18 protein-coding genes are annotated in these 19,148 nt (G+C 51.5%); 6 read left to right on the plus strand and 12 right to left on the minus strand.

Features of this window, described 5'->3' with window-relative positions; all coding sequences use genetic code 11:
• Positions 1-106 precede the first annotated feature (106 nt).
• From AAC622_RS06880 to AAC622_RS06895, 4 genes are all read right to left on the minus strand, one after another.
• Positions 107-2,965 carry a type I restriction endonuclease subunit R gene (locus AAC622_RS06880; RefSeq protein ID WP_340261056.1) on the minus strand — a complete coding sequence of 953 codons (2,859 nt, stop codon included), beginning with the start codon at positions 2,963-2,965 and terminating at the stop codon, positions 107-109.
• A gap of 11 nt (positions 2,966-2,976) precedes the next feature.
• Complete coding sequence (locus tag AAC622_RS06885) at positions 2,977-4,155, minus strand: restriction endonuclease subunit S (protein WP_340261057.1); 1,179 nt, start codon at positions 4,153-4,155, stop codon at positions 2,977-2,979.
• Positions 4,152-5,705, minus strand: coding sequence for a type I restriction-modification system subunit M (locus tag AAC622_RS06890; RefSeq protein WP_340261058.1), 1,554 nt, complete (start codon positions 5,703-5,705; stop codon positions 4,152-4,154). Before AAC622_RS06890 ends, AAC622_RS06885 begins: the two co-directional genes overlap by 4 nt.
• Positions 5,706-6,069: 364 nt before the next feature.
• Positions 6,070-7,308 (minus strand): tyrosine-type recombinase/integrase, encoded by a 1,239-nt coding sequence (locus AAC622_RS06895; protein WP_340261059.1) that lies wholly within the window; start codon positions 7,306-7,308, stop codon positions 6,070-6,072.
• Positions 7,309-7,668: 360 nt separating this feature from the next.
• Between AAC622_RS06895 and AAC622_RS06900 the strand changes: the two genes are divergently transcribed.
• The 6 genes from AAC622_RS06900 (at position 7,669) to AAC622_RS06925 (ending at position 11,841) form a co-directional block, all read left to right on the plus strand.
• Entirely contained in the window at positions 7,669-7,854 is a 186-nt protein-coding gene (locus AAC622_RS06900) for a hypothetical protein (RefSeq protein ID WP_340261060.1), read from the plus strand.
• Positions 7,855-8,870: 1,016 nt separating this feature from the next.
• Complete coding sequence (locus AAC622_RS06905; protein WP_340261061.1) at positions 8,871-9,368, plus strand: DinB family protein; 498 nt, start codon at positions 8,871-8,873, stop codon at positions 9,366-9,368.
• Positions 9,369-9,479: 111 nt separating this feature from the next.
• The gene (locus AAC622_RS06910; protein ID WP_340261062.1) at positions 9,480-9,881 is read left to right on the plus strand and encodes a thiol-disulfide oxidoreductase DCC family protein; all 402 of its coding nucleotides are present in this window, start codon (positions 9,480-9,482) and stop codon (positions 9,879-9,881) included.
• Positions 9,878-10,258: a hypothetical protein gene (locus AAC622_RS06915; protein ID WP_340261063.1), complete on the plus strand. Its 381-nt coding sequence runs from the start codon at positions 9,878-9,880 to the stop codon at positions 10,256-10,258. The genes AAC622_RS06910 and AAC622_RS06915 overlap by 4 nt, the downstream gene beginning before the upstream one ends.
• Positions 10,259-10,351: 93 nt before the next feature.
• Positions 10,352-11,032: a phosphatidylserine decarboxylase gene (locus AAC622_RS06920; protein WP_340261064.1), complete on the plus strand. Its 681-nt coding sequence runs from the start codon at positions 10,352-10,354 to the stop codon at positions 11,030-11,032.
• Between the two features lie 11 nt (positions 11,033-11,043).
• Positions 11,044-11,841: a CDP-alcohol phosphatidyltransferase family protein gene (locus AAC622_RS06925; RefSeq protein ID WP_340261066.1), complete on the plus strand. Its 798-nt coding sequence runs from the start codon at positions 11,044-11,046 to the stop codon at positions 11,839-11,841.
• Here AAC622_RS06925 and AAC622_RS06930 read toward each other — a convergent pair whose 3' ends face one another.
• The 8 genes from AAC622_RS06930 to fdhD form a co-directional block, all read right to left on the minus strand.
• The gene (locus AAC622_RS06930; RefSeq protein ID WP_445322604.1) at positions 11,842-12,225 is read right to left on the minus strand and encodes a Na+/H+ antiporter subunit G; all 384 of its coding nucleotides are present in this window, start codon (positions 12,223-12,225) and stop codon (positions 11,842-11,844) included.
• Positions 12,226-12,228: 3 nt separating this feature from the next.
• Positions 12,229-12,498, minus strand: a complete 270-nt coding sequence (locus tag AAC622_RS06935; protein ID WP_317655903.1) for a K+/H+ antiporter subunit F — start codon at positions 12,496-12,498, stop codon at positions 12,229-12,231.
• A complete protein-coding gene (locus AAC622_RS06940) occupies positions 12,495-12,986 on the minus strand; it encodes a Na+/H+ antiporter subunit E (protein ID WP_340261070.1) in 492 nt (163 codons plus the stop codon). The genes AAC622_RS06935 and AAC622_RS06940 overlap by 4 nt, the downstream gene beginning before the upstream one ends.
• 5 nt (positions 12,987-12,991) lie before the next feature.
• Entirely contained in the window at positions 12,992-14,515 is a 1,524-nt protein-coding gene (locus tag AAC622_RS06945) for a monovalent cation/H+ antiporter subunit D (RefSeq protein WP_340261072.1), read from the minus strand.
• Positions 14,512-14,865: a Na+/H+ antiporter subunit C gene (locus AAC622_RS06950; RefSeq protein ID WP_317655906.1), complete on the minus strand. Its 354-nt coding sequence runs from the start codon at positions 14,863-14,865 to the stop codon at positions 14,512-14,514. The genes AAC622_RS06945 and AAC622_RS06950 overlap by 4 nt, the downstream gene beginning before the upstream one ends.
• Position 14,866: 1 nt before the next feature.
• The gene (locus tag AAC622_RS06955; RefSeq protein WP_340261073.1) at positions 14,867-17,752 is read right to left on the minus strand and encodes a monovalent cation/H+ antiporter subunit A; all 2,886 of its coding nucleotides are present in this window, start codon (positions 17,750-17,752) and stop codon (positions 14,867-14,869) included.
• Between the two features lie 350 nt (positions 17,753-18,102).
• Positions 18,103-18,330, minus strand: a complete 228-nt coding sequence (locus AAC622_RS06960) for a formate dehydrogenase subunit delta (protein WP_340261075.1) — start codon at positions 18,328-18,330, stop codon at positions 18,103-18,105.
• 6 nt (positions 18,331-18,336) lie between these two features.
• Positions 18,337-19,146 carry a formate dehydrogenase accessory sulfurtransferase FdhD gene (fdhD, locus tag AAC622_RS06965; RefSeq protein ID WP_340261077.1) on the minus strand — a complete coding sequence of 270 codons (810 nt, stop codon included), beginning with the start codon at positions 19,144-19,146 and terminating at the stop codon, positions 18,337-18,339.
• Positions 19,147-19,148 lie beyond the last annotated feature (2 nt).

Genomic DNA, 19,148 nt, shown 5'->3' on the forward strand with positions numbered 1-19,148 from the left:
TTGCACACTGTTCATGCCCATGAACGACAACCGTGTTTAGTGGTGACTGGCATCTAGGGCATCTCTGTTTGTGGCGATTGGCTGGGTGAAGCAAGTTATCCATCATTTACTCATCCATCTCACCAATATTTTCGTCAAAAACTTCTACAAGTGCATTGATGCCTGAGATTACGGCTTCCACTTTCTTTCTTCGCAATAGAATTGATGGTTTATCCTTCAGTGCATTCATTACTTCATCTGCTAGGGGTTGTTTGCCTGAGAACATCATCTGAGATACTAGTGCTTGGAACTCTAAGTGCTTTAAGCCGTGTTCATCTTCAAAATCCTTGAACGCCTGCGACCTTTCTTCTGACCAAAAATCTGCAAAGGTTTGCCGAATATCGTCTTCTGCACCCAACAGAGGTAGCCTTTGGTCAATGAACTTTTCGATGTAGGGACGTTTGCCACGCAACGACACCTCGGATTGCAAAAGCTCGAAGATCTGTTTGCGATACTGCTTTACTTTCTTCTTACCGTCATCGCCCTCGCCCTCCATCAGGTTCATCGAAGTAAGCAAAGCGATGATGTAGGAGACGTTGATGTCATCACGGCGGATCAGTTCAAGTTCGAAGTCGATTCCATCAAAAGCGGGTGGAACTTGTTCTTCATCCGTCTGTGACAGGCGGTGTGCCATATCAACGTACTTGCTCTTGAAGTCCTCAAAATCTTGAGGGCTAACAGGCAAGGTGGTTTCATCGAACTCGCTGAAGGTTGCCAGCACATTTCTGATGCGGATCAGGTCACGGAATGCCTTCACAAACGCTGCTTGGGCATTTTCATCGGGCAAATCATCCACAGCATCAGGCGTCTGCACGATGGTAAAGAGGTCTGCCGCTGCTGCTTCAAACTTGGCAAGGTGTTCATCGTAACTGCCAACAATGATCTCTTCACGGGCATTCTTGTTAGCAAACAGGGCAATAGCATCATCTGTTGCTTCTTTAAGGTCACGGAAACAGACGATGTTACCTTGCGATTTTTCAAGGTTCAGGATGCGGTTGGTTCTGGAAAATGCTTGTATCAGCCCGTGGTATTTCAAGTTCTTGTCTACATAAAGCGTGTTGACCGTCTTGGCATCAAATCCCGTCAGGAACATGTTGACGACCAGTAAGATGTCGACACCCTGTTCTGGATCAAAGGGCTTGTAGTCTCGGAACTTCACACGGTTCGCTACGGCCCTGTAGTAGTTGTAGAACCCCTTACCATCCAAGACGCTTTCCTTGACCCCGTAGAGGGCGTTGTAGTCGTTCACGATCTCAACCAGTCGATCCCGCTTTAGCATAGATACGCTTGATGTGCTGTCGGACGGGAAATGGGTTTCAGGGATCAGACCATCGGCATCAGGGTCTTCTTCATTGGCAGCATAAGTGAAGATGGAAGCAATTTTTAGATCATGTTCACCTGCTTTGCGCTTGGCATCAAAGCATTCGTAGTATTGCAGCAGGGCATCCACTGATCCCACACACATGATGGCACCAAATTGCTTACCACGGGACTTCTTGTGGTGGTTCTGGATCACCCAATCAGTGATTGTGGCGATGCGGTCTGGATGCTCGAAGAACTCTTTTGAGCGGTGTTCTTTCGCCGCTTCATCAGTATGTTGGATGTATTCCACGGCAAAGCGCAAAACATTCTCATCACGGATTGCATCTGTCACCACATATTTATGCAGGCACTCGCTGAAGAGGTCTTTAGTAGTCCTGCGCTTGACAGCGTTGTCAGCAAAGATTGGGGTTCCAGTGAACCCAAACATCTGGGCCGCAGGGAAGAAATCCACGATCCTCTTATGGGCATCACCAAACTGGCTGCGATGGCATTCGTCAAAGATGAACACCACACGCTCCTTGCGCAGGGCATCCATCGCCTTGTGATGGCGAGTGCTACTGATGGCATTGTTGAGTTTCTGGATCGTGGTCACAATCAATTTCACATTTGGGTTTGCGAACTGTTTGACCAATGATTTTGTGTCATCCGTGCCATCCACCGAGTCTGGCTGGAAATGATTGTATTCCTTAACCGTCTGATGATCCAAATCGGCACGATCCACCACAAAAAGGATTTTTTTGACCTTGGGGATTTCCATCAGGTTCTGCGCTGCTTTGAAACTGGTCAGCGTTTTGCCTGATCCTGTGGCGTGCCAGATATATCCATTTTCCCTACCAAGCTGGACTCGCTCCGTGATCTTTTCAGCGGCATAGTATTGGTAGCTGCGCAGCACCATCAGGATGCGGTCGCTCTGGTGTAGAACAATATACTTGGCGATCATCTTGGACAGATGACACTTCTCCAAGAACAGGTCTGTAAAGGCGTCAAGACGGTTGATTGCCTTGTTATCGACATCCGCCCAAGTAAATGTCTGAGCAAAACTCTGGTGCCTGTTGTTGGCATAGTAACGGGTGTTCACGCCGTTCGAGATCACGAAAATCTGCACATACTGGAATAGACCGCCTGCCGCTGTGAAACTGTCCTTCTGGTAACGGTTGATCTGGTCAAATGCCGCCTTCAGTTCGATCCCACGGCGCTTGAGTTCGATCTGGCAGAGGGGGATACCATTGACCAGTAAGGTCACGTCATAGCGGTTCTTACGGCGTCCGTTGATGCCGATCTGGGTCGCCACTTGGTATTCGTTGCGGCACCAGTGTTCCGTGTTGAAAAACTCGACATAGAAGGACGTTTCATCGTCACGGGTCAGGTGGAAACGATCCCGAAGTATATGCGCCTTCTCGAACAGTGATCCCTTCTCAAGGTGGTTGCGGATGCGCTTGAACTCGGCGTCACTGAACGTGGTATTGTTGTGCTTGCCAAGTTGCGACTGCACGTTCTTCCAGAGGTCATCTTCAGATGCCAGATTAACCTTTTCCCAACCCTTACCTTGCAAACGTTGGATCAGGGCATCTTCAAGTTGACTTTCACTCTGGTAGGAACTCATCGTGCCACGCCCTACACAAACATCTGCTGAAGCAGACCTTCTTTGAAGGACTCCATCTGCTCTAGTTGCGATGCTACCGACGCAATTTTCGTGTCAATTGTGGATAGGAAGCTTGCAATCTTGGCCTGCTCAGGTCGAGATGGTACGAGAGTTGCAAGACTGTTTAGACTGGTGACTGACAAACCAGGTTGTGCCACTCCAATTGCGTATTGGTTCAAATCCATCTTCTCTAGTTGATAGAAGAGCCAATCGATTTCGTTTCCTGACTTTGCACGTGTCACTACCGCATGTTCGGTAGCGTAAAATTTCCCAGTGGTAATTGCCACGTTGCCGCAAAGTGCGCCTTGCCGTCCAATTAGGACATATCTCCCTTCTTGATTGGAGGTTCGGACATACCCTCGAAGTCCATTTCCGCCATAGCAAGGAAAAAAGCCGTACTGGTTCGTTGGTGATATTTTTGATGCCTTGATAAACTTGCCTGCCTTCATGTCGGCGACCTCTTCGAGGCGCATCTCCTCCCACTCAGGAAAATCACTTCCGTCATCTTGCTTGAAGCGGATTTCCTGTGAGAAGATTTTCTGCATCAAACCCTTTTTATAGAGTTCAAGCGCATCTTTCTTTCGGCGCAGTAAGTCGATTTTCTTGTCTAAAGAGGATAGGAATGATGCGATCTTTTGTTGTTCAGGGAGGGAGGGGATTGAAATTTTGAATTTTCGAATTGTCGGTAAGTTAAGTCCAGCTTTAGCCCCGGCGTCATTTAGGCGATTAATTTCAGCACGGCATTTTTCTGAGGCAAGCATCTCAGCTACAAATTTCGGGCTAACAATATTTTTTTGGGGTCTAACGAGTGCTAGATGTTGGTTGACATAAGCCTCACCCAAATCTTCTTTAACGTAACCAATTTTTCCTAGCTCCGCAGTGATCGATATAAGTATGTCCCCCTTCTCAATAGATGTCCTTCTCCCATCTGTAGAGTTCTGGGGAATAGTCACATACTTCATATCACTTAATAACAAATCAGTGCCGATTTTTGGCAAATTGGTCATTCTAAGGAATTTAGCACCATCATCAGAATATAGTTTCGCCCAATCTCGGGAGCCACTCGTTACGAAATGGGAAATTTGCTGAATACTCTCTGCTGTCCAAAAATGCGAGAATTCATTAAACCTCAACTTCGGAACCGCACTCATACTGGTGCCTCCAAGCCAAGTTCAGCACAGAATCCTTTGATGGTTTCATCCACTTCCGCCATATCCTGCTCAATCTGTTTCAAATTGGCAGTCACAGCAATCAAATCGACATCAGGTTCCTTCTCAAATGTGTCGACATAACGTGGGATGTTAAGGTTGTAATCATTTTCGGCGATCTCATCCAGATGTGCCATATGACTGAACTTCTCTTCTTCAGTGCGGTTCTGGAAAGTCTCAACAATCTTGTCGACATCAGATGGGCGCAGGTAGTTTTCGTTCTTGCCCTTCTCGAAATTCTTTGAGGCATCAATGAACATAACTTCATCAGTTTCACGGCATTTCTTGAACACCATGATGCAGGTAGGGATGCTGGTGCCATAGAAGATATTGGCAGGCAGACCGATCACCGCATCCAACCAGTTCTTTTCCTTGATGATGAACTCTCGGATGTGTCCCTCTGCCCCACCACGGAACAACGCACCATGTGGCAACACAACTGCCATGGCACCATTGTCATCCAAGTGATGCAGCATGTGGGTCACAAAGGCATAATCTGCCTTAGACGATGGTGCGAGGCGGCCATATGGGGCAAAGCGATCATCTGCCTGAAACAAGTCCTTTGCTGACCATTTTGCAGAAAACGGCGGGTTGGCAACGATTGCCTCAAACCGCATTCCTTCATGCATGGGCGTTTCAAGCGTGTCGTCCTGCTTGAGGTCAAAATTACGATAGTGCACCCCGTGTAGGATCATGTTCATACGGGCAAGGTTGTAGGTGGTGCGGTTCATCTCCTGACCGTAGAAGTCACCAACTTCTTTGACCTCACGGGCAACACGCAGCAACAACGATCCAGAACCACAGGTGGGATCGTAGACCGATTTCAAACGGGTTTTGCCTGTTGTTACGATACGGGCTAGGATCGTTGAGACCTCTTGGGGGGTGTAGAATTCACCTGCCTTCTTGCCTGCACCAGATGCAAACTGACCGATTAGATATTCATAGGCATCACCGAGCACATCGGCATTGGAGTCTTCCAACTTGAAGTCGATGGCATCGAGATGAACCAGAATCCTTGAAATGATCTCATTCTTGGCACTTTCGGTGCGACCCAACTTGGTAGATGTCAGATCAAGGTCTTCGAATAGGTTATCAAAATCATCCTCGGACTCAGTGCCCATTGTAGACCGCTCAATGGCGTTCAGAACACTGGTCAGTTCCTCAAGGATGAATTCCCCCTTGGACCCCCGTATGGCGATCTGGTGGAACAGTTCTGAGGGTTTCAGAAAGTAACCAAGTGCTTCAACCGCAGCGAGTTTGACCTCCCCAAGGATTTCCTGCCCTTGAGCGGTGCTCTCATCCAGCGACAGGTATTCAATGCCGTCCTCGCTCAGGATGTTATTGGCATAGATATGCATCTTCTCAGAGAGGTATTTGTAGAAGATGAACCCCAAGGCGTAGTCACGGAACTCGTCAGCGTTCATCTTGCCACGTAGGGTATTGGCGATGTCCCATAATTTAGATTGGAGAGATTTTTTCTGATCGTCTGTCATTGATATTCCGTTTTTCAAGCGCCCATAACACTTTAGTGCAATGTTGGTTGTTGGGGGCGAATGATGCAATGACTAAACTTGGATTTTAGTTTTAAGTCGCTTTCTCAACTGCAATTTTGAAAGGCTCCCAGTAGTCGGATGAATATTCTCTTCCTGAATTGAAGCTGCTCCAAGGATCTTCGAGCTCTTGGAAGACTGTCGTGATTTGGTGTTTCGTCATCTGCTTAATGACAGAGACCAACTGTTCATGATCTTTATTTTCGATAGCAGCCACCACTACATCGAAATGATCTAAGCTAGAGTTCCTCCAATATTTATCTGTCAGTTATCTACTCCTTTTTTGGTTGTTTAATTTTTTTGCCGTCTATTTTATCATGGCATCTGGGCCCTCTAAAAAACAAAACCAGTCTCTTAAAAGGTCGGCACGTTGCGGCAGTAAATCCGTTCGGTAATACGCATGCTCAACTTTACTCGCAAATTTATGTGCAAGCTGAAGTTCTGCGGCCTCTCGTGACTGCCCAGTCTCGGCAACCCAATTTCTGAATGTTGATCTCAGGCCGTGAGGTACTGCAGGACGCCGTGATGTTAGATCTACGTACCCAACAGCATCTTCGTCATTCATGCGCCGCATAACGGCCGATAGTGTCATGTCAGATAGCGGTTTGTTTTTCGTTGAAGGAAATACAAGACCTTCTGAGTTTTGGCATTTGTCGAGTAAGCGTATCATTGGCTCAATTAACGGTACTCTGTGTTTACGATTTGCTTTCATGCGCTCTGGTGGGCATGTCCAAATACCATGGTATCCTCGCTCTTCTGCCTTTTTCCGATCAAACAGTTCGATCTCGTCCCAACGCATCCCTCTTATTTCATTTGACCTTGCGGCACACAAAGTCAGCATTTGTAGAGCTAATGCCCCATGGCCATCCCGAGATTTAAGCTCTGCCCACCAACGTTGTGCGTCACCGACTTGCAATGCAGGATGATGATTTTCTTCCGAAATCTTGGGTCTCTGTGGAAGTAAAATTGATAAGTTACCTTTCCATGCGGCAGGATTGGGCGGGGACATGAATTCATTGACAATTGCATAGTCTAAGATGGCTTCGATGCGGCCCCTCACTCGACTGGCAGTTTCTGTCTTACCTTCCCAGATCGGTGATAGAATGCGTTCTATATGCTGGATCGAAATTTCATTTACCGGCAACCTACCAATCTTTGGTAGAACGTAGCGTTCGATGGTACTTCGCCACTGCTCTCGGTGTTTGGCATTTGAAAGGCTTTTTTGCTTTATGGGAATAAATTCTTCTGCAAGCTCTGCAAATGTAGGCACCACCGACACTTTGGTCCTTTGGGATTTGGGATTAACACCTTGCGCTTTCAGAGCTTGGTTTTCAGATGCCAATCTACGAGCCTCGGCCAAAGATACGTAAGGGTACCTGCCTAATCCAAGCTCCTGCTGCTTGCCGCCAAAACGGATTTTCTGTCCCCATCCTTTTGTTCCAGATTTACCTACGTTGATGAACAGCCCAGTGCCGCTGTCATCGTAGTATTTGCCTGGCGAAGGATTAGAGTTCAAAAACTGGGATGTTAGTCGCTTTTTTGCCATATAACCCCCTCATCAACCCCCACAAAGTTAGTGGAACACGCTAGATTTTTCAAGATCTGTCTGGAATATGAAGGCTATTTTATCTAATAAAATAAAAGAAAAATAGAATTACGAGGAACATTGTAGAATAATAATTATACGGACACCTCCTCCGCCATTTTACATTGAATTATAAAGATAATATCCAAAAGAAGTGGGTTGTTACCATAATGGCTCCCTAAAGGGAGATGCCATTACCCCCCCTCTTTTGAAGAATCTGCTTTCTGCGCTACCCCACCCCGGGGGCACCCCAAGGTTTCTGCAAGGATAGATCAGCTGAAGGCTGAGGCAGAGCTCAGTGCCGCAGAGAAAAGAGAGGGTGTGAGAGAGTTCGTGCTGCATGAGCTCACGGCGATGGCCTGTGAGGCATCCACCCCTTCAGCGCGCCTGAAGGCGCTTGAGCTCCTTGGCAAGTCTGTGGGGCTGTTCAGTGACCGTGTTGGGGTCTCTGCGCCCGAGCGGTCGATTGAGGAGCTGGAAGCTTCAATTCTTGCGAAAATTAAATAATATTAAAAATAGAGTGAAGCTTATGAGGTGTTCAATGATCAATCGTTACTTCGTCTCAGCGGCAATAATTGCTAACGCTGTGATGGTCAGCGCTGCTGGTGCGGAAACTTTCACTATAAGCTGCGAAAGGCAGACATTATATCTGGGCAATATTCCGACACTGGATACTGCCGAACACGCTCTGCCAGCCACCTCACAGTTTACCTTGGATCACAATGAGTTCACCACAAACTCTTTCGGCTCGTTGGTAAATGTTAATAGTGGGACTGTGAGGCAGAGGGGAAGTCGATACGAGTTAAGGTTTTCTTTCCGCTACAGTGGCGGCATGTATGACTATACGATGGATTATAATCCTAACTCAGGGTCTTATCGACAGGTAATTGTAAGTAGGGAGTATAACGTGGCAGTGGGTGGCGCAGAAGGCGACTGTAGGCGCCTTTAGCGGTTTTTAAAGGGCGTGCTCAGCCGCTTACAATCTCCGATATAAAGTCCTCTGCAGCTCAAAAAGTGGCCCCTCACTAAAGCAGCAGCGTCAGCCCTTGAGCGGTAAAATTTTTTTTAATTTGAGGATTGATAGATGGCACAGCAAACCTGATGGGTCTTGCTTGATGAGCTCATAGGGATGGCTTGGGTTACTTCGGACTTCGTCCAAGTTCTCACTAACATATCTCATAACGCCGATTAGCCAATCATCAAAACATATGGTGGGTGATGATGCAAATAACTTGCAAGGGAACCCTCAGAAATCTGACCCAAGAAACAGCCCTTCCTCGGTTTCCACCTTAACCAAATGCGCACTTCGCTTTGAGTAGAATTGTTGGGAATATCCAAGGTCTTCTGGCAGTTCATATTGTAGAACATGGCTTTTTATTTTGGTTATTTTCATAATTGCCTTAGTCTGAAAAATAGGCCCACACTCACAACAGTAATCCAAAGCTTGGTCAAGCGAGGTCGCGGGTGCGATTAACCGATAATTGCGACTATAAAGTCAAATATAAACAAAAAGGAATTATTTGATGATTACGCCCCAATTCTGTGAACAAATGGCCCGTTACAACAGTTGGCAAAATACCAACATCCACTCAAGCCTAAGTGCCTGTTCTCATGAGGTTTTAACTGTTGATCGTGGCGCCTTCTTCGGGTCAATACTTGGCACTCTTAATCACCTTCTTTGGGGTGATCAAATTTGGATGTCGCGCTTTGACGATGGCGAAGGTTCAAAAGCGTCCGTTGATCAAAGCGCGGAACTTACAAAAACGTTTGGAGATTGGAATGAAGAGCGTAAAAAATTAGATCAGCGCATCATGAAATGGGTTTGTGATTTAACTCAGATTACCCTTGAGGAAGAACTCATCTGGTTCTCACGAGTTTATCAAAAAGAGATAAGGATAAATAAGTCTCTTGCGATTGTTCACATGTTCAATCATCAGACCCATCACAGAGGCCAAATCCACTCGATGATGACTGCCATAGGAATTGAAACGCTGCCGACAGATATAATTGCCATGCCATAATAATTCAGATTTTTTATGGTCGTTTTCGTTCTATCGATTGAGGGTGATCCTTTAGCGGCAGAATTCGTTCATAGAAGGTGACAGTGTTCAAACCTGTACTATCTATGCCCCATGACCAAGCATAGAGCCCATCTGCCCCCCGAAATCGAACTGCTTTACAATGCCAATTGTCCCATCTGCAGTTGGGAAATCAATCAGTATAAAAAACGCGCGCCTGAGCATTTCCGCTTTGTTCCCATAACGGATGACGCTGCCGCAGACTGGGGTGTCAGCACAGATGCTGCTCTGCGAGCGCTGCATTTACGCGAGACGGACAGCCCAGATGTGCATAAAACGGGGGTTGCGGCCTTTTTGGCGCTTTGGCAGGCTATGCCTCGCACAAGATGGATTGCGCGCCTGGTTGGACTATGGCCACTGCGCTTGGTTGTGGATTGGGCCTATCGCGAAGTGGCGGCACCCGCCCTTTACCATTTGCACCAACGGCGCGAGGCAAAACGGGAGGACAGATCGTGAAGCCTATCCTTACCGCATGGGCCGTCTTGGGTTTCACAGTCGCGGGGCTTGCTTTTGCGACCGCCACCCCACCCTATCAGCTTGAGCTGACCTGCCGCGCGGGGGATGTCACGGCCACAGTGCGGGTCGATCAACCTCGGCGCTATTTCGCGTCTCTGCGCGCCACGGCACTGCCACAGGCCAAGATTGCTGACGGACGCGCGCGCTTTACGGCGCAATTTGCACATCAACACTCTGATCGGGGCGAGGAAGTTACTTTTTATCTCGAGAGCGGGGCATATTTGGGCGCTTGGACGGATGCAATCAACGAATTATGGCTCTATCGCGATGCCACGGGCGCGGTTTATGACAACGCCCTTGTCCTGCCCTGCACATAGGGCCAGAATGACGGGCATCTGTTATTGCCCCTTTACGCATGGGCCTTCGCAGATTAGGCAAGCGCTAACGTAATCCTTTCAGGAATGGCCAAAATGTCGGTTTCGATGCTCTCCACCTTTGTCAAACCCATGCATCCCGAAGGGCGCAAATTCGTGGCCATTGCGGCGGCGATCACGCTTGTCCTCTTCGCGCTATGGGAACCTTTGGGGTGGATTGGCACGGGTCTGACAGTGTGGGTCTATTACTTTTTTCGCGACCCCGAGCGCGTCACCCCAGATCGCGCTGGCGTGATGGTCTCGCCCGCCGATGGTGTGGTGTCCCTGCTTGAACCTGCGACCCCACCCGCCGAACTTGGCTTGGGCGAGGCGCCGATGACGCGCATCTCGGTTTTCATGTCCGTCTTTAATTGCCATGTGAACCGTATCCCTGCGGCGGGGCGGATCACGGCCGTGGCCTATCATGAGGGCAAATTCCTCAACGCCTCGCTCGACAAAGCCTCGACCGATAATGAGCGCAACGGCATCGCCGTTGAACTGCCCGATGGCCGCAAATATGGTGTGGTGCAGATTGCAGGATTGGTTGCACGCCGCATCCTGTGTTGGAGCGTTGTGGATGAAGCGATGGAGCGCGGGCAACGCTTTGGCCTGATCCGCTTTGGCTCGCGGCTTGATATCTACCTGCCAGAGGGCGCAGAGCCTTTGGTCGAGATCGGACAAACCATGATCGCAGGCGAGACTGTGATCGCCACGCTTGACCCTGACACGCAACACTAAGGCCCGCGGCAATGAAACGTCTGTTTTCGCGCAATTCTGGAAATGAGGGGGTGCCTTTTGCCCTTCTACTGCCCAATCTTGTCACTTTGACAGGCATGTGTTTGGGCCTTACCTCGATCCGTTTTGCGATGGATGGGCGGTTCAAAACGGCGGTGGTGTTAATCCTGCTTGCGGCTGTGATGGACGGGCTAGACGGGCTAATTGCCCGCCGCCTCAACGCCACCTCTCGCCTTGGCGCAGAATTGGACAGCCTGTCAGATTTCCTTTGCTTTGGGGTCGCGCCCGCGCTGCTTGTCTATCATATGATCTTGGATGGCACTGGATCTTTAGGATGGATCGCCGTTTTGACCTTTGCAGGGGCAAGTTGCCTGCGCCTTGCGCGCTTTAACGTCATGCGGGCCGAACCTGGCAAAATCGAGGACAGCACACCTGATCTCGATGATGTCATCGAAGAGGTTGAAAACAGCAAACCCCATTTCGTAGGCGTCCCTGCCCCAGGTGGCGCAATGTTGGGGCTATTGCCGCTTTATCTCATTTTTGCAGGTTGGGATTTCCCAATCATGCACCCGTTCGCTGCCGCGCTTTGGTTGGGGATTGTGGCGATTTTGATGATCTCCACGCTAAAAACCTTTTCGCCAAAGGCGCTGAAAATCCCGCGCTGGTCAATCGCACCTTTGATGATTGTCACAGTGGTCTTTATCGGCTTGATCTTTTCGATGCCTTGGACGCTCTTCGCTGTAATCTGCGGAGGCTATGGCGCGCTGATCACGGGCAATATCATCACCGCCCGCGGCAGGCTGTTTGGCTGATTAAGCGGTCTTATCGTCCTCAGGTTGTGCGGGTGGATCGTTATAGGCGGCCCAGCCGTAATCCCCACCTGATGGCGGCAACTCCGTTTCGCGCACCCGCCGCGCCATATAGGCCTTTGCGATAAAATGACCCGAAATCGGTGCGGTGAGGAACAAGAACAAGGTGATCAGCAGCTCGTGAAAGCTCAGATGCCCTTTTATCAATAGGAAATAGAGCATCGAGGCCAGAAGCACCCCACCCACGCCCAAAGTTGCGGCCTTGGTCGGCGCGTGCAGCCTTTGCAACGTGTCTTGCAACTTGATCATCCCGAATGAACCCACGAGGCCAAAAATCCCGCCGATGACCAAGAGCGCGCTGATGATAATTTCTGCCAACATCACCATCCCCTATTCGATAATGTCGCCGCGCAACAAAAAGCGGCAATAAGCAACGGTTGACACAAACCCGACCATTGCGATCAGCATGGAGGCTTCGAAATAAACGCCCGTTCCCTGCCAAATGCCGTAAAGCACGACCAAGGCAATGACATTCAGCACCATTGTATCCAAGGCAAGGATGCGATCCGCAAGATCAGCGCCCGTGGCCAGAATATAGAGATTGGCCAAGAGGCCGATGCCAAAACAGGCCATCGCGAAAATCAACGCATAGGTGATCATTGGAAAATCTCCTTCAAACGGCGCTCATAGCGGGTTTTGATCTCATCGCGCACGGCATCGGGATCATCCGTGTCCAAAGTGTGAACCAAGATCGCCTTCCCGTCCGAGGACAGCATGGTCGACACCGTGCCGGGGGTCATCGTGATGGTTCCCGCCAAAATCGTGATCGCCTCAGCCGAGGTCAGATCATGCGGCACTACCACCCATTGCGAATGGATATTGGCATTGCGCTTGAACAAGATCACCTTCGCGACTTGAATATTCGCGACAACAATATCCCACAGCACGATCAGCATAAATTCGATCGCCTTGAACGGGTGACGTAGAATAGGCCGATGCGGCCAGTAGATCGATGTCATCAAAGGCAGAACAAGCCCAAGGAACCCGCCAAGCAAAATATTGCCAAGCGTCACCTTGTTGACGAGGCCCAACCAGACCAATGTCAGCAAAAGCGAAAGATAGGGATGTGGAAAGATGCGTCTGAGCATGGGGGTCATCCTTCGCCATGGGGTGCAAGCACCGCCTCAATATAGCCCTGCGGGAAGAACAATTGATCCGCCGCAGCCGCGCCCGCATCATAAATTGGGCCTGCGAAGAGGGTCAGCCACACTAAGAGCGCGACAAGCGCACCCATTCCCGCCCCTTGCGATAGGGTGACAGGCGGGGCGGCCTCTGCATCGGGGTCTGGTGCGACCGTAACCGATTTCCAGAACAGGATTGATCCCGCGCGCACAAAGCCCAAGATCATCACCAAAGAGCCTATCAAGATGGCCGAAAAGGCTAAAGTGATATGCGGGCCATCGGCCAAGGCCTCGAGGATCAACAACTTGCCCAAGAAGCCGCTCAATGGGGGCATACCCACCATCGCAATCCCTGCGGCAAAAAAGGCAGCCGCAAAAAGCCCGTTTTGCGCCAAAGGTGCTGCAAGGATTACCCTGCCACCTTCGCCGCGCCGCGACAGATAGAGATCTGCAAATAAGAACAGCGCCGCTGCCGCAAGAGTCGAGTTCAGCATGTAATATATCGCCGCGGAGGCCGCCGCAGGGGTCATGGCGGCAACCGCCAACATCATCGTGCCCATTGACCCGATCACAGCATAGGCGATGAGGTGCTCCAAACGTTTGGCGCCAAAGACACCAATCGCCCCAACCGCCAAAGTCAAAGCCGCCATTGGGATCAACCACGCGGTCACCATATCCCCAATCGCGCCCGCCTCAGGGCCAAAGGCGATGGTGTGAATGCGCAAGATTGCATAAGCACCAACCTTGGTCATGATGGCGAAAAGCGCAGCAACGGGGGCTGGTGCGTTGGAATAGGTTGCAGGCAACCAAAATTGCACAGGGAACAACGCGGCTTTGACCGCAAAGACAAACAGCAACAAAATCCCCGCAACCCGCACTAGGGCTGCATCCTCTACGGGCACCTGCGCAATTTTCACGGCCATATCCGCGATATTCAGCGTGCCAGTCGAGGCGTAAAGCGTGCCAAGCGCGAACAAAAAGAGGGTTGAGCCTGCAAGGTTCATCACCACATATTGCAAGCCTGCCTTCAGACGGATCTTGCCCCCTGCATGGATCATCAACCCATAAGACGCGATCAAGAGAACCTCAAAGAACACAAAGAGGTTGAACGCGTCCCCCGTCAGAAATGCCCCCACAATCCCCATAAGTTGGAATTGATAGAGCGCGTGGAAATGGCGGCCTCGCTTATCCCAATCGGTTACGACAACATGATAAAGCACTACCAAGGCCAAAATCGCCGTCAGCAAGACCATCAGCGCCGAAAGGCGATCAAGCACCAAAACAATGCCAAAAGGTGCGGGCCAATCGCCGAGGCGATAGACAAATGTCTCGCCGCCCGAAGCCATCACAAAGAGGCCAATCGCAAGACTCAATAGGCCAAGAACGCCTGCAAATGATCCAACCCGCGCAAGGGTTATGTCGTGCCGCATCACATAAGCGATGATCGGTGCAAGCATCGCAGGCAGAATAACGGGGGCAATGATCCAATGCATCATTTCGTCCCCTCTTCTGCTGCGTCTTCGGCGTCAAGATTGATCTCATCACTTTCGTTTTCGAAAAATGAGCCCAAGGAAATCATCACCAAAACCGCCGTCATCCCGAAGGAAATCACAATCGCCGTCAGAACCAAGGCCTGTGGCAACGGATCCGTGTAGGGCTGATCACCATAGGGGTTGAGGATGGGCGCTGCATTTACCACAAGGCGGCCTGTTGAGAACAAAAATAGGTTCACCGCATAGGATAAAAGGGCAAGACCAAGGATCACGGGAAAGGCCCGCAACCGCAAGATCAGGTAAACGCCCCCAGCGGTCAGAATGCCGACCGCGCTGGCTACAAGAAACTCCATCTCAAACCCCCTTCGCAGTCTGCTCTTGCGCCGTGTCATCGGCGCGCGCGGGATCAAAATCCATTGGTTCGGGATTGGCACGCTCACCGCTGGTAAAGGCAATACGAGCCAAGGAATAGAGCATCAGCATCACCGCCCCCAGCACCGTCAAGAAGACACCCAGATCAAAAAGGGCTGCTGTTGCCAATTCGAATTCCTCAATGGGCGGGAAATGGAAATACCCAAAGGCAGAGGTCAGGAACGGCGTGCCCGAAAGCCACGCGCCCATCCCCGTCATGCCTGCAATCACCACGCCCCAACCAATCAAGCTGTGATATTCGAATTTTTGCCGCTCCTGCGCCCAAGCAAAGCCTGACGCCATATATTGCGTCAAAAGCGCAATCGACACGATCAGCCCCGCAACGAATCCACCACCCGGTTGGTTATGGCCGCGCAGGAACATGTAGACCCCGACCATCAACACAATAGGCAGCATCACGCGGGTTGCGACAACCATCATCAACGGGTGACGATCACGCGACAAATCCCCACGATCAGGGTTCGCGCTGCGCCGCAACCGCCGCCCCACAGGGCCAGAGAGCAGCGCCTCCATCAGGGCATAGATCACCAGACCCGCAATACCCAGAACGATGATCTCGCCATAGGTGTCGTAGCCACGGAAATCGACCAAGATCACGTTCACAACATTGGTGCCGCCGCCGCCTGTTTTGGAATTGGCGAGGTGGTAATGCGAGATTGACGAAAAATCCCGCAAGAGGAACGCCATGGACAAGGCCGCAACCCCAACACCCGCCGCAATCGCAATCGCACCATCGCGCATGCGCAAAGCGGGGCTGCTTTCGGTAGGGGTGTATTTCGGCAAGAAATGCAGCGCAATCAACAACAGCAAGATCGTCACCGTCTCAACCGAGATTTGCGTCAGCGCCAGATCAGGCGCCGAGAGGTAGACAAAGGCACCAGAGACACCCAGGCCAATAATACTGATCAAAATCAGCGACAAGAACCGCTTGCGGTGGTTCAAGACAACAAGCGCCGTTGCGATCACCATGGCCACCCACCCCGCTGTGGCTATCGGGGTGATTGGCAAAGCCTCGCGCGTGACAGGGCCGATACCCGCGCCGCTATATGCGATGTAGCCTGCCGCCAAAATGGCAACCACGAAGATTGCCAAATAGCGACTGATCGCGCCATTGTGCAACGCCCCGTTAAGGGCCGACATGGCCCGCTGAAGCACGCCATAAAGAGCATCAAAAATCACTTTCGCCTCAGGGCGCGGCACCGCGTTCCAAAGACGCTCAAGCTTGTCATGCAGGGCGAGCAGGATCAAACCACCGACCACCGCGCCGATGGACATAAACAAGGCAGGCGTGAAGCCATGCCAAATCTTGAGGGCGTAATAAGGCAACTCCCCGCCGATGACCGCCTGCCCTGCCGTGGCCACCAAAGGCCCCGCAATCAGGGCGGGGAAGAGGCCGATCAAAACAACGAAAACGACCAAGAAGGCGGGCGCGGCCCACATCCCAAACCCCGGATCATGCGGCATATGCGGATAGTCATCCCGCTTTGGCCCAAAAAAGACATGAACGATCAAACGGAACGAATAGGCGACCGAGAATAATGCCCCCAGGGTTGCAAATACTGGCATCACCCAATGCGCCCCCACCCAAGGGGTATGCACCGCCGCCTCAAGCATCATTTCCTTGGACAAGAACCCGTTGAAAAGCGGGATACCCGCCATAGACAACGACCCAATCACCGCAATTACCGCGGTGATGGGCATCAGGTGACGCAAACCGCCAAGCCGCTTGATATCGCGGGTATGGGTTTCATGGTCAACAATTCCCACGCTCATGAACAAAGCGGCCTTAAAGGTCAGGTGGTTGAGGATATGAAACACCGCCGCGACAGCGGCAAATTTCGTGCCCATCCCCAAGAGCAAGGTCAAAAGGCCCAAATGGCTGACAGTCGAGAAGGCCAATAATGCCTTTAGGTCGTCTTTGAACAGTGCGATCTTCGCGGCCATCACCATCGTGATCAAACCTGTCGTGGCCACGATGTAGAACCACTCAGGCGTGCCTGCCAAAACGGGCCACATCCGCGCCATCAAGAAAATGCCCGCCTTCACCATGGTCGCCGAATGCAGATAGGCTGACACAGGTGTGGGCGCAGCCATCGCGTGGGGCAGCCAGAAATGGAAGGGGAACTGCGCGGATTTTGTAAAGGCGCCAAGCAGGATCAAAATCAGCGCGGGCAAATACCAGTCGGAGGCGCGGATCGCATCGCCTGCCTGCAAAATATCCGTCAGGTTATAGCTGCCTGCAAGCTGGCCCAAAATGACCAATCCCCCGATCATGGCCAAACCACCCGCACCCGTGACAGCCAAAGCCATCCGCGCGCCTTGGCGACCTTCGGGCAGGTGTTTCCAGTAGCCAATCAGCAAGAAGGAGGAGAGCGAGGTCAACTCCCAGAAAATCAGCAAAAGCAGGATATTGTCAGACAAAACGATGCCGAGCATCGCGCCTTGGAACAGCAGAAGATAGGTGTAAAATTGCCCCATCGGGTCTTTGTCCGACAGGTAGAACCGCGCATAAAGCGTGATCAACAGGCCCACGCCCAAGATCATGCCCGCAAACATTAGGCCCAAACCATCAAGGAAGAATGCCATCTCCAAACCCATGGCAGGCAGCCAAGGGACGGAATAGGTCAAAACCTCGCCACGAAATACCGCAGGGGCAAGCGTGCCCAACATAATAAGCGCCAAAGCCGTGGGGATCGCGGTAAATGTGGCGCAAGCATTGCGCCCCGCGCGGATCATCAACCCCGGCACCAAGGCGCCCAAAAACGGTAAAATGGCAATGATAGGCAATATCTGGCCTGCGCTGCTCATGTTACTTCCCTGTTCTAGGCGCATCTTGGGTGATGCGCGATTATGCTGTATCAATCTGCAAAGGCTTTGCGGGAAAGGTCAATATCTGACACCCAATTAACGGCGCATTTTCTGCGTCCGATAGAGAATGCGCGTGAAAAACGCCAAGATATCGCCCCAACCTGCGCCAACCCGCCATGAGCGCATAATGGGAAGGTCACACTGACCGCTGCCCGTTCTTTTTGCCTTCTTCGGTGGTCTCAACTTTCTGTGAGGTGATCTAAAGCCCGAGATATGGTTCTGCAAGAGGTGGGCGGCTTTTCACCCGCATCAAAACTTGATCTTACCTCTGACCTCGCAGCAGAGGATGATCAAAAGTCTTGAGGCAGACTCAACAATGCCACGGCATCGCGTGCCAGCGGATGCAATCGGCCAGCCTGTGACGAGTCGCTGACAAGGCCTACAAAATCAGCGCGCATCTCTGGCCCCCAAAAATCGTTCAGATGGGCCGCAACACGCTCGGCCAAGTCATCGCCTTTTTGGCTTTCGAAAAATGTGGCGATCTGGTTCGCCATCGTAATCAGCTTATCCGATGCCATAGTGATCTATCCTTGTTCTATCCGCTGGGGATGCGTGAAAATTTCAAATTGCCCTTTGCGCGCCAATGCCGCCACGCACAGCCCCGCCTGATCTGCAACATCCAAGGCCAACGCGGTTGGTGCGGAAACCGCGATCAGCACAGGCGCGCCTGCGATAACGGTTTTTTGCACCATCTCGACCGAGACGCGGCTAGTGATCACAATCGCGCCCGCAGTCGGATCAATATGTGCCGCCCCCATCGCGCCGATCAGCTTATCAAGCGCATTGTGCCGCCCAACATCCTCGCGCGCCAAGACAATGCCCTGTGAGGGATGAAAAAACGCCGCCGCGTGAACCGCATGGGTTTCATCGTGCAAAGGTTGGTGACCCCGCAAGGCCTCCGCCGCACCCAATAGCGGGGTGAGGGGCAAAGGGGCTATATCGTGCGGTAAGGGCGCGATATCCCGCATCGCTTGCGCAAGGCTATCAATACCACACAGCCCACATCCCACAGGGCCCATCATCGAGCGGCGCCGCGCCTGCAAGACCTTTGATTGCGCGGCATCAAGCCAAAGCCGTGCTTCAATGCCTTCACCCGCCTCGTGGCGGACAATCTCAATCTCGCGAATATCGGCATCGCTCGCGATAAAGCCTTCGGTCTTGGCAAAGCCCCGCGCGAAATCTTCGAGATCACGCGGGGTGGCCATCATGACCGCTTGCGTGCCCCCATCAAAGACCATAGCCACAGGGCATTCTTCGGCCAAGGCACGGTCTTCGGCCGTCAGGCCGTCACGGGTGGCCTTTACCACCGCGCGCGCCAAAGGGGCCGCAGCCATAG

Source organism: Roseobacter sp. HKCCA0882, assembly GCF_037805225.1.
Classification (GTDB): Bacteria; Pseudomonadota; Alphaproteobacteria; order Rhodobacterales; family Rhodobacteraceae; genus M30B80.

Excerpts from the sequence above, each read along its gene's own strand:
- AAC622_RS06920 (WP_340261064.1), top strand. The coding sequence starts at position 10,352 with ATGTCGGTTTCGATGCTCTCCACCTTTGTCAAACCCATGCATCCCGAA.
- AAC622_RS06960 (WP_340261075.1), bottom strand. The coding sequence starts at position 18,330 with ATGGCATCGGATAAGCTGATTACGATGGCGAACCAGATCGCCACATTT.
- AAC622_RS06935 (WP_317655903.1), bottom strand. The coding sequence starts at position 12,498 with ATGATCACCTATGCGTTGATTTTCGCGATGGCCTGTTTTGGCATCGGC.
- AAC622_RS06925 (WP_340261066.1), top strand. The coding sequence starts at position 11,044 with ATGAAACGTCTGTTTTCGCGCAATTCTGGAAATGAGGGGGTGCCTTTT.
- AAC622_RS06955 (WP_340261073.1), bottom strand. The coding sequence starts at position 17,752 with ATGAGCAGCGCAGGCCAGATATTGCCTATCATTGCCATTTTACCGTTT.
- AAC622_RS06945 (WP_340261072.1), bottom strand. The coding sequence starts at position 14,515 with ATGATGCATTGGATCATTGCCCCCGTTATTCTGCCTGCGATGCTTGCA.
- AAC622_RS06880 (WP_340261056.1), bottom strand. The coding sequence starts at position 2,965 with ATGAGTTCCTACCAGAGTGAAAGTCAACTTGAAGATGCCCTGATCCAA.
- AAC622_RS06885 (WP_340261057.1), bottom strand. The coding sequence starts at position 4,155 with ATGAGTGCGGTTCCGAAGTTGAGGTTTAATGAATTCTCGCATTTTTGG.
- AAC622_RS06890 (WP_340261058.1), bottom strand. The coding sequence starts at position 5,705 with ATGACAGACGATCAGAAAAAATCTCTCCAATCTAAATTATGGGACATC.
- AAC622_RS06930 (WP_445322604.1), bottom strand. The coding sequence starts at position 12,225 with ATGGTGATGTTGGCAGAAATTATCATCAGCGCGCTCTTGGTCATCGGC.
- AAC622_RS06950 (WP_317655906.1), bottom strand. The coding sequence starts at position 14,865 with ATGGAGTTTCTTGTAGCCAGCGCGGTCGGCATTCTGACCGCTGGGGGC.
- AAC622_RS06895 (WP_340261059.1), bottom strand. The coding sequence starts at position 7,308 with ATGGCAAAAAAGCGACTAACATCCCAGTTTTTGAACTCTAATCCTTCG.
- fdhD (WP_340261077.1), bottom strand. The coding sequence starts at position 19,146 with ATGGCTGCGGCCCCTTTGGCGCGCGCGGTGGTAAAGGCCACCCGTGAC.
- AAC622_RS06940 (WP_340261070.1), bottom strand. The coding sequence starts at position 12,986 with ATGCTCAGACGCATCTTTCCACATCCCTATCTTTCGCTTTTGCTGACA.
- AAC622_RS06905 (WP_340261061.1), top strand. The coding sequence starts at position 8,871 with ATGATTACGCCCCAATTCTGTGAACAAATGGCCCGTTACAACAGTTGG.
- AAC622_RS06910 (WP_340261062.1), top strand. The coding sequence starts at position 9,480 with ATGACCAAGCATAGAGCCCATCTGCCCCCCGAAATCGAACTGCTTTAC.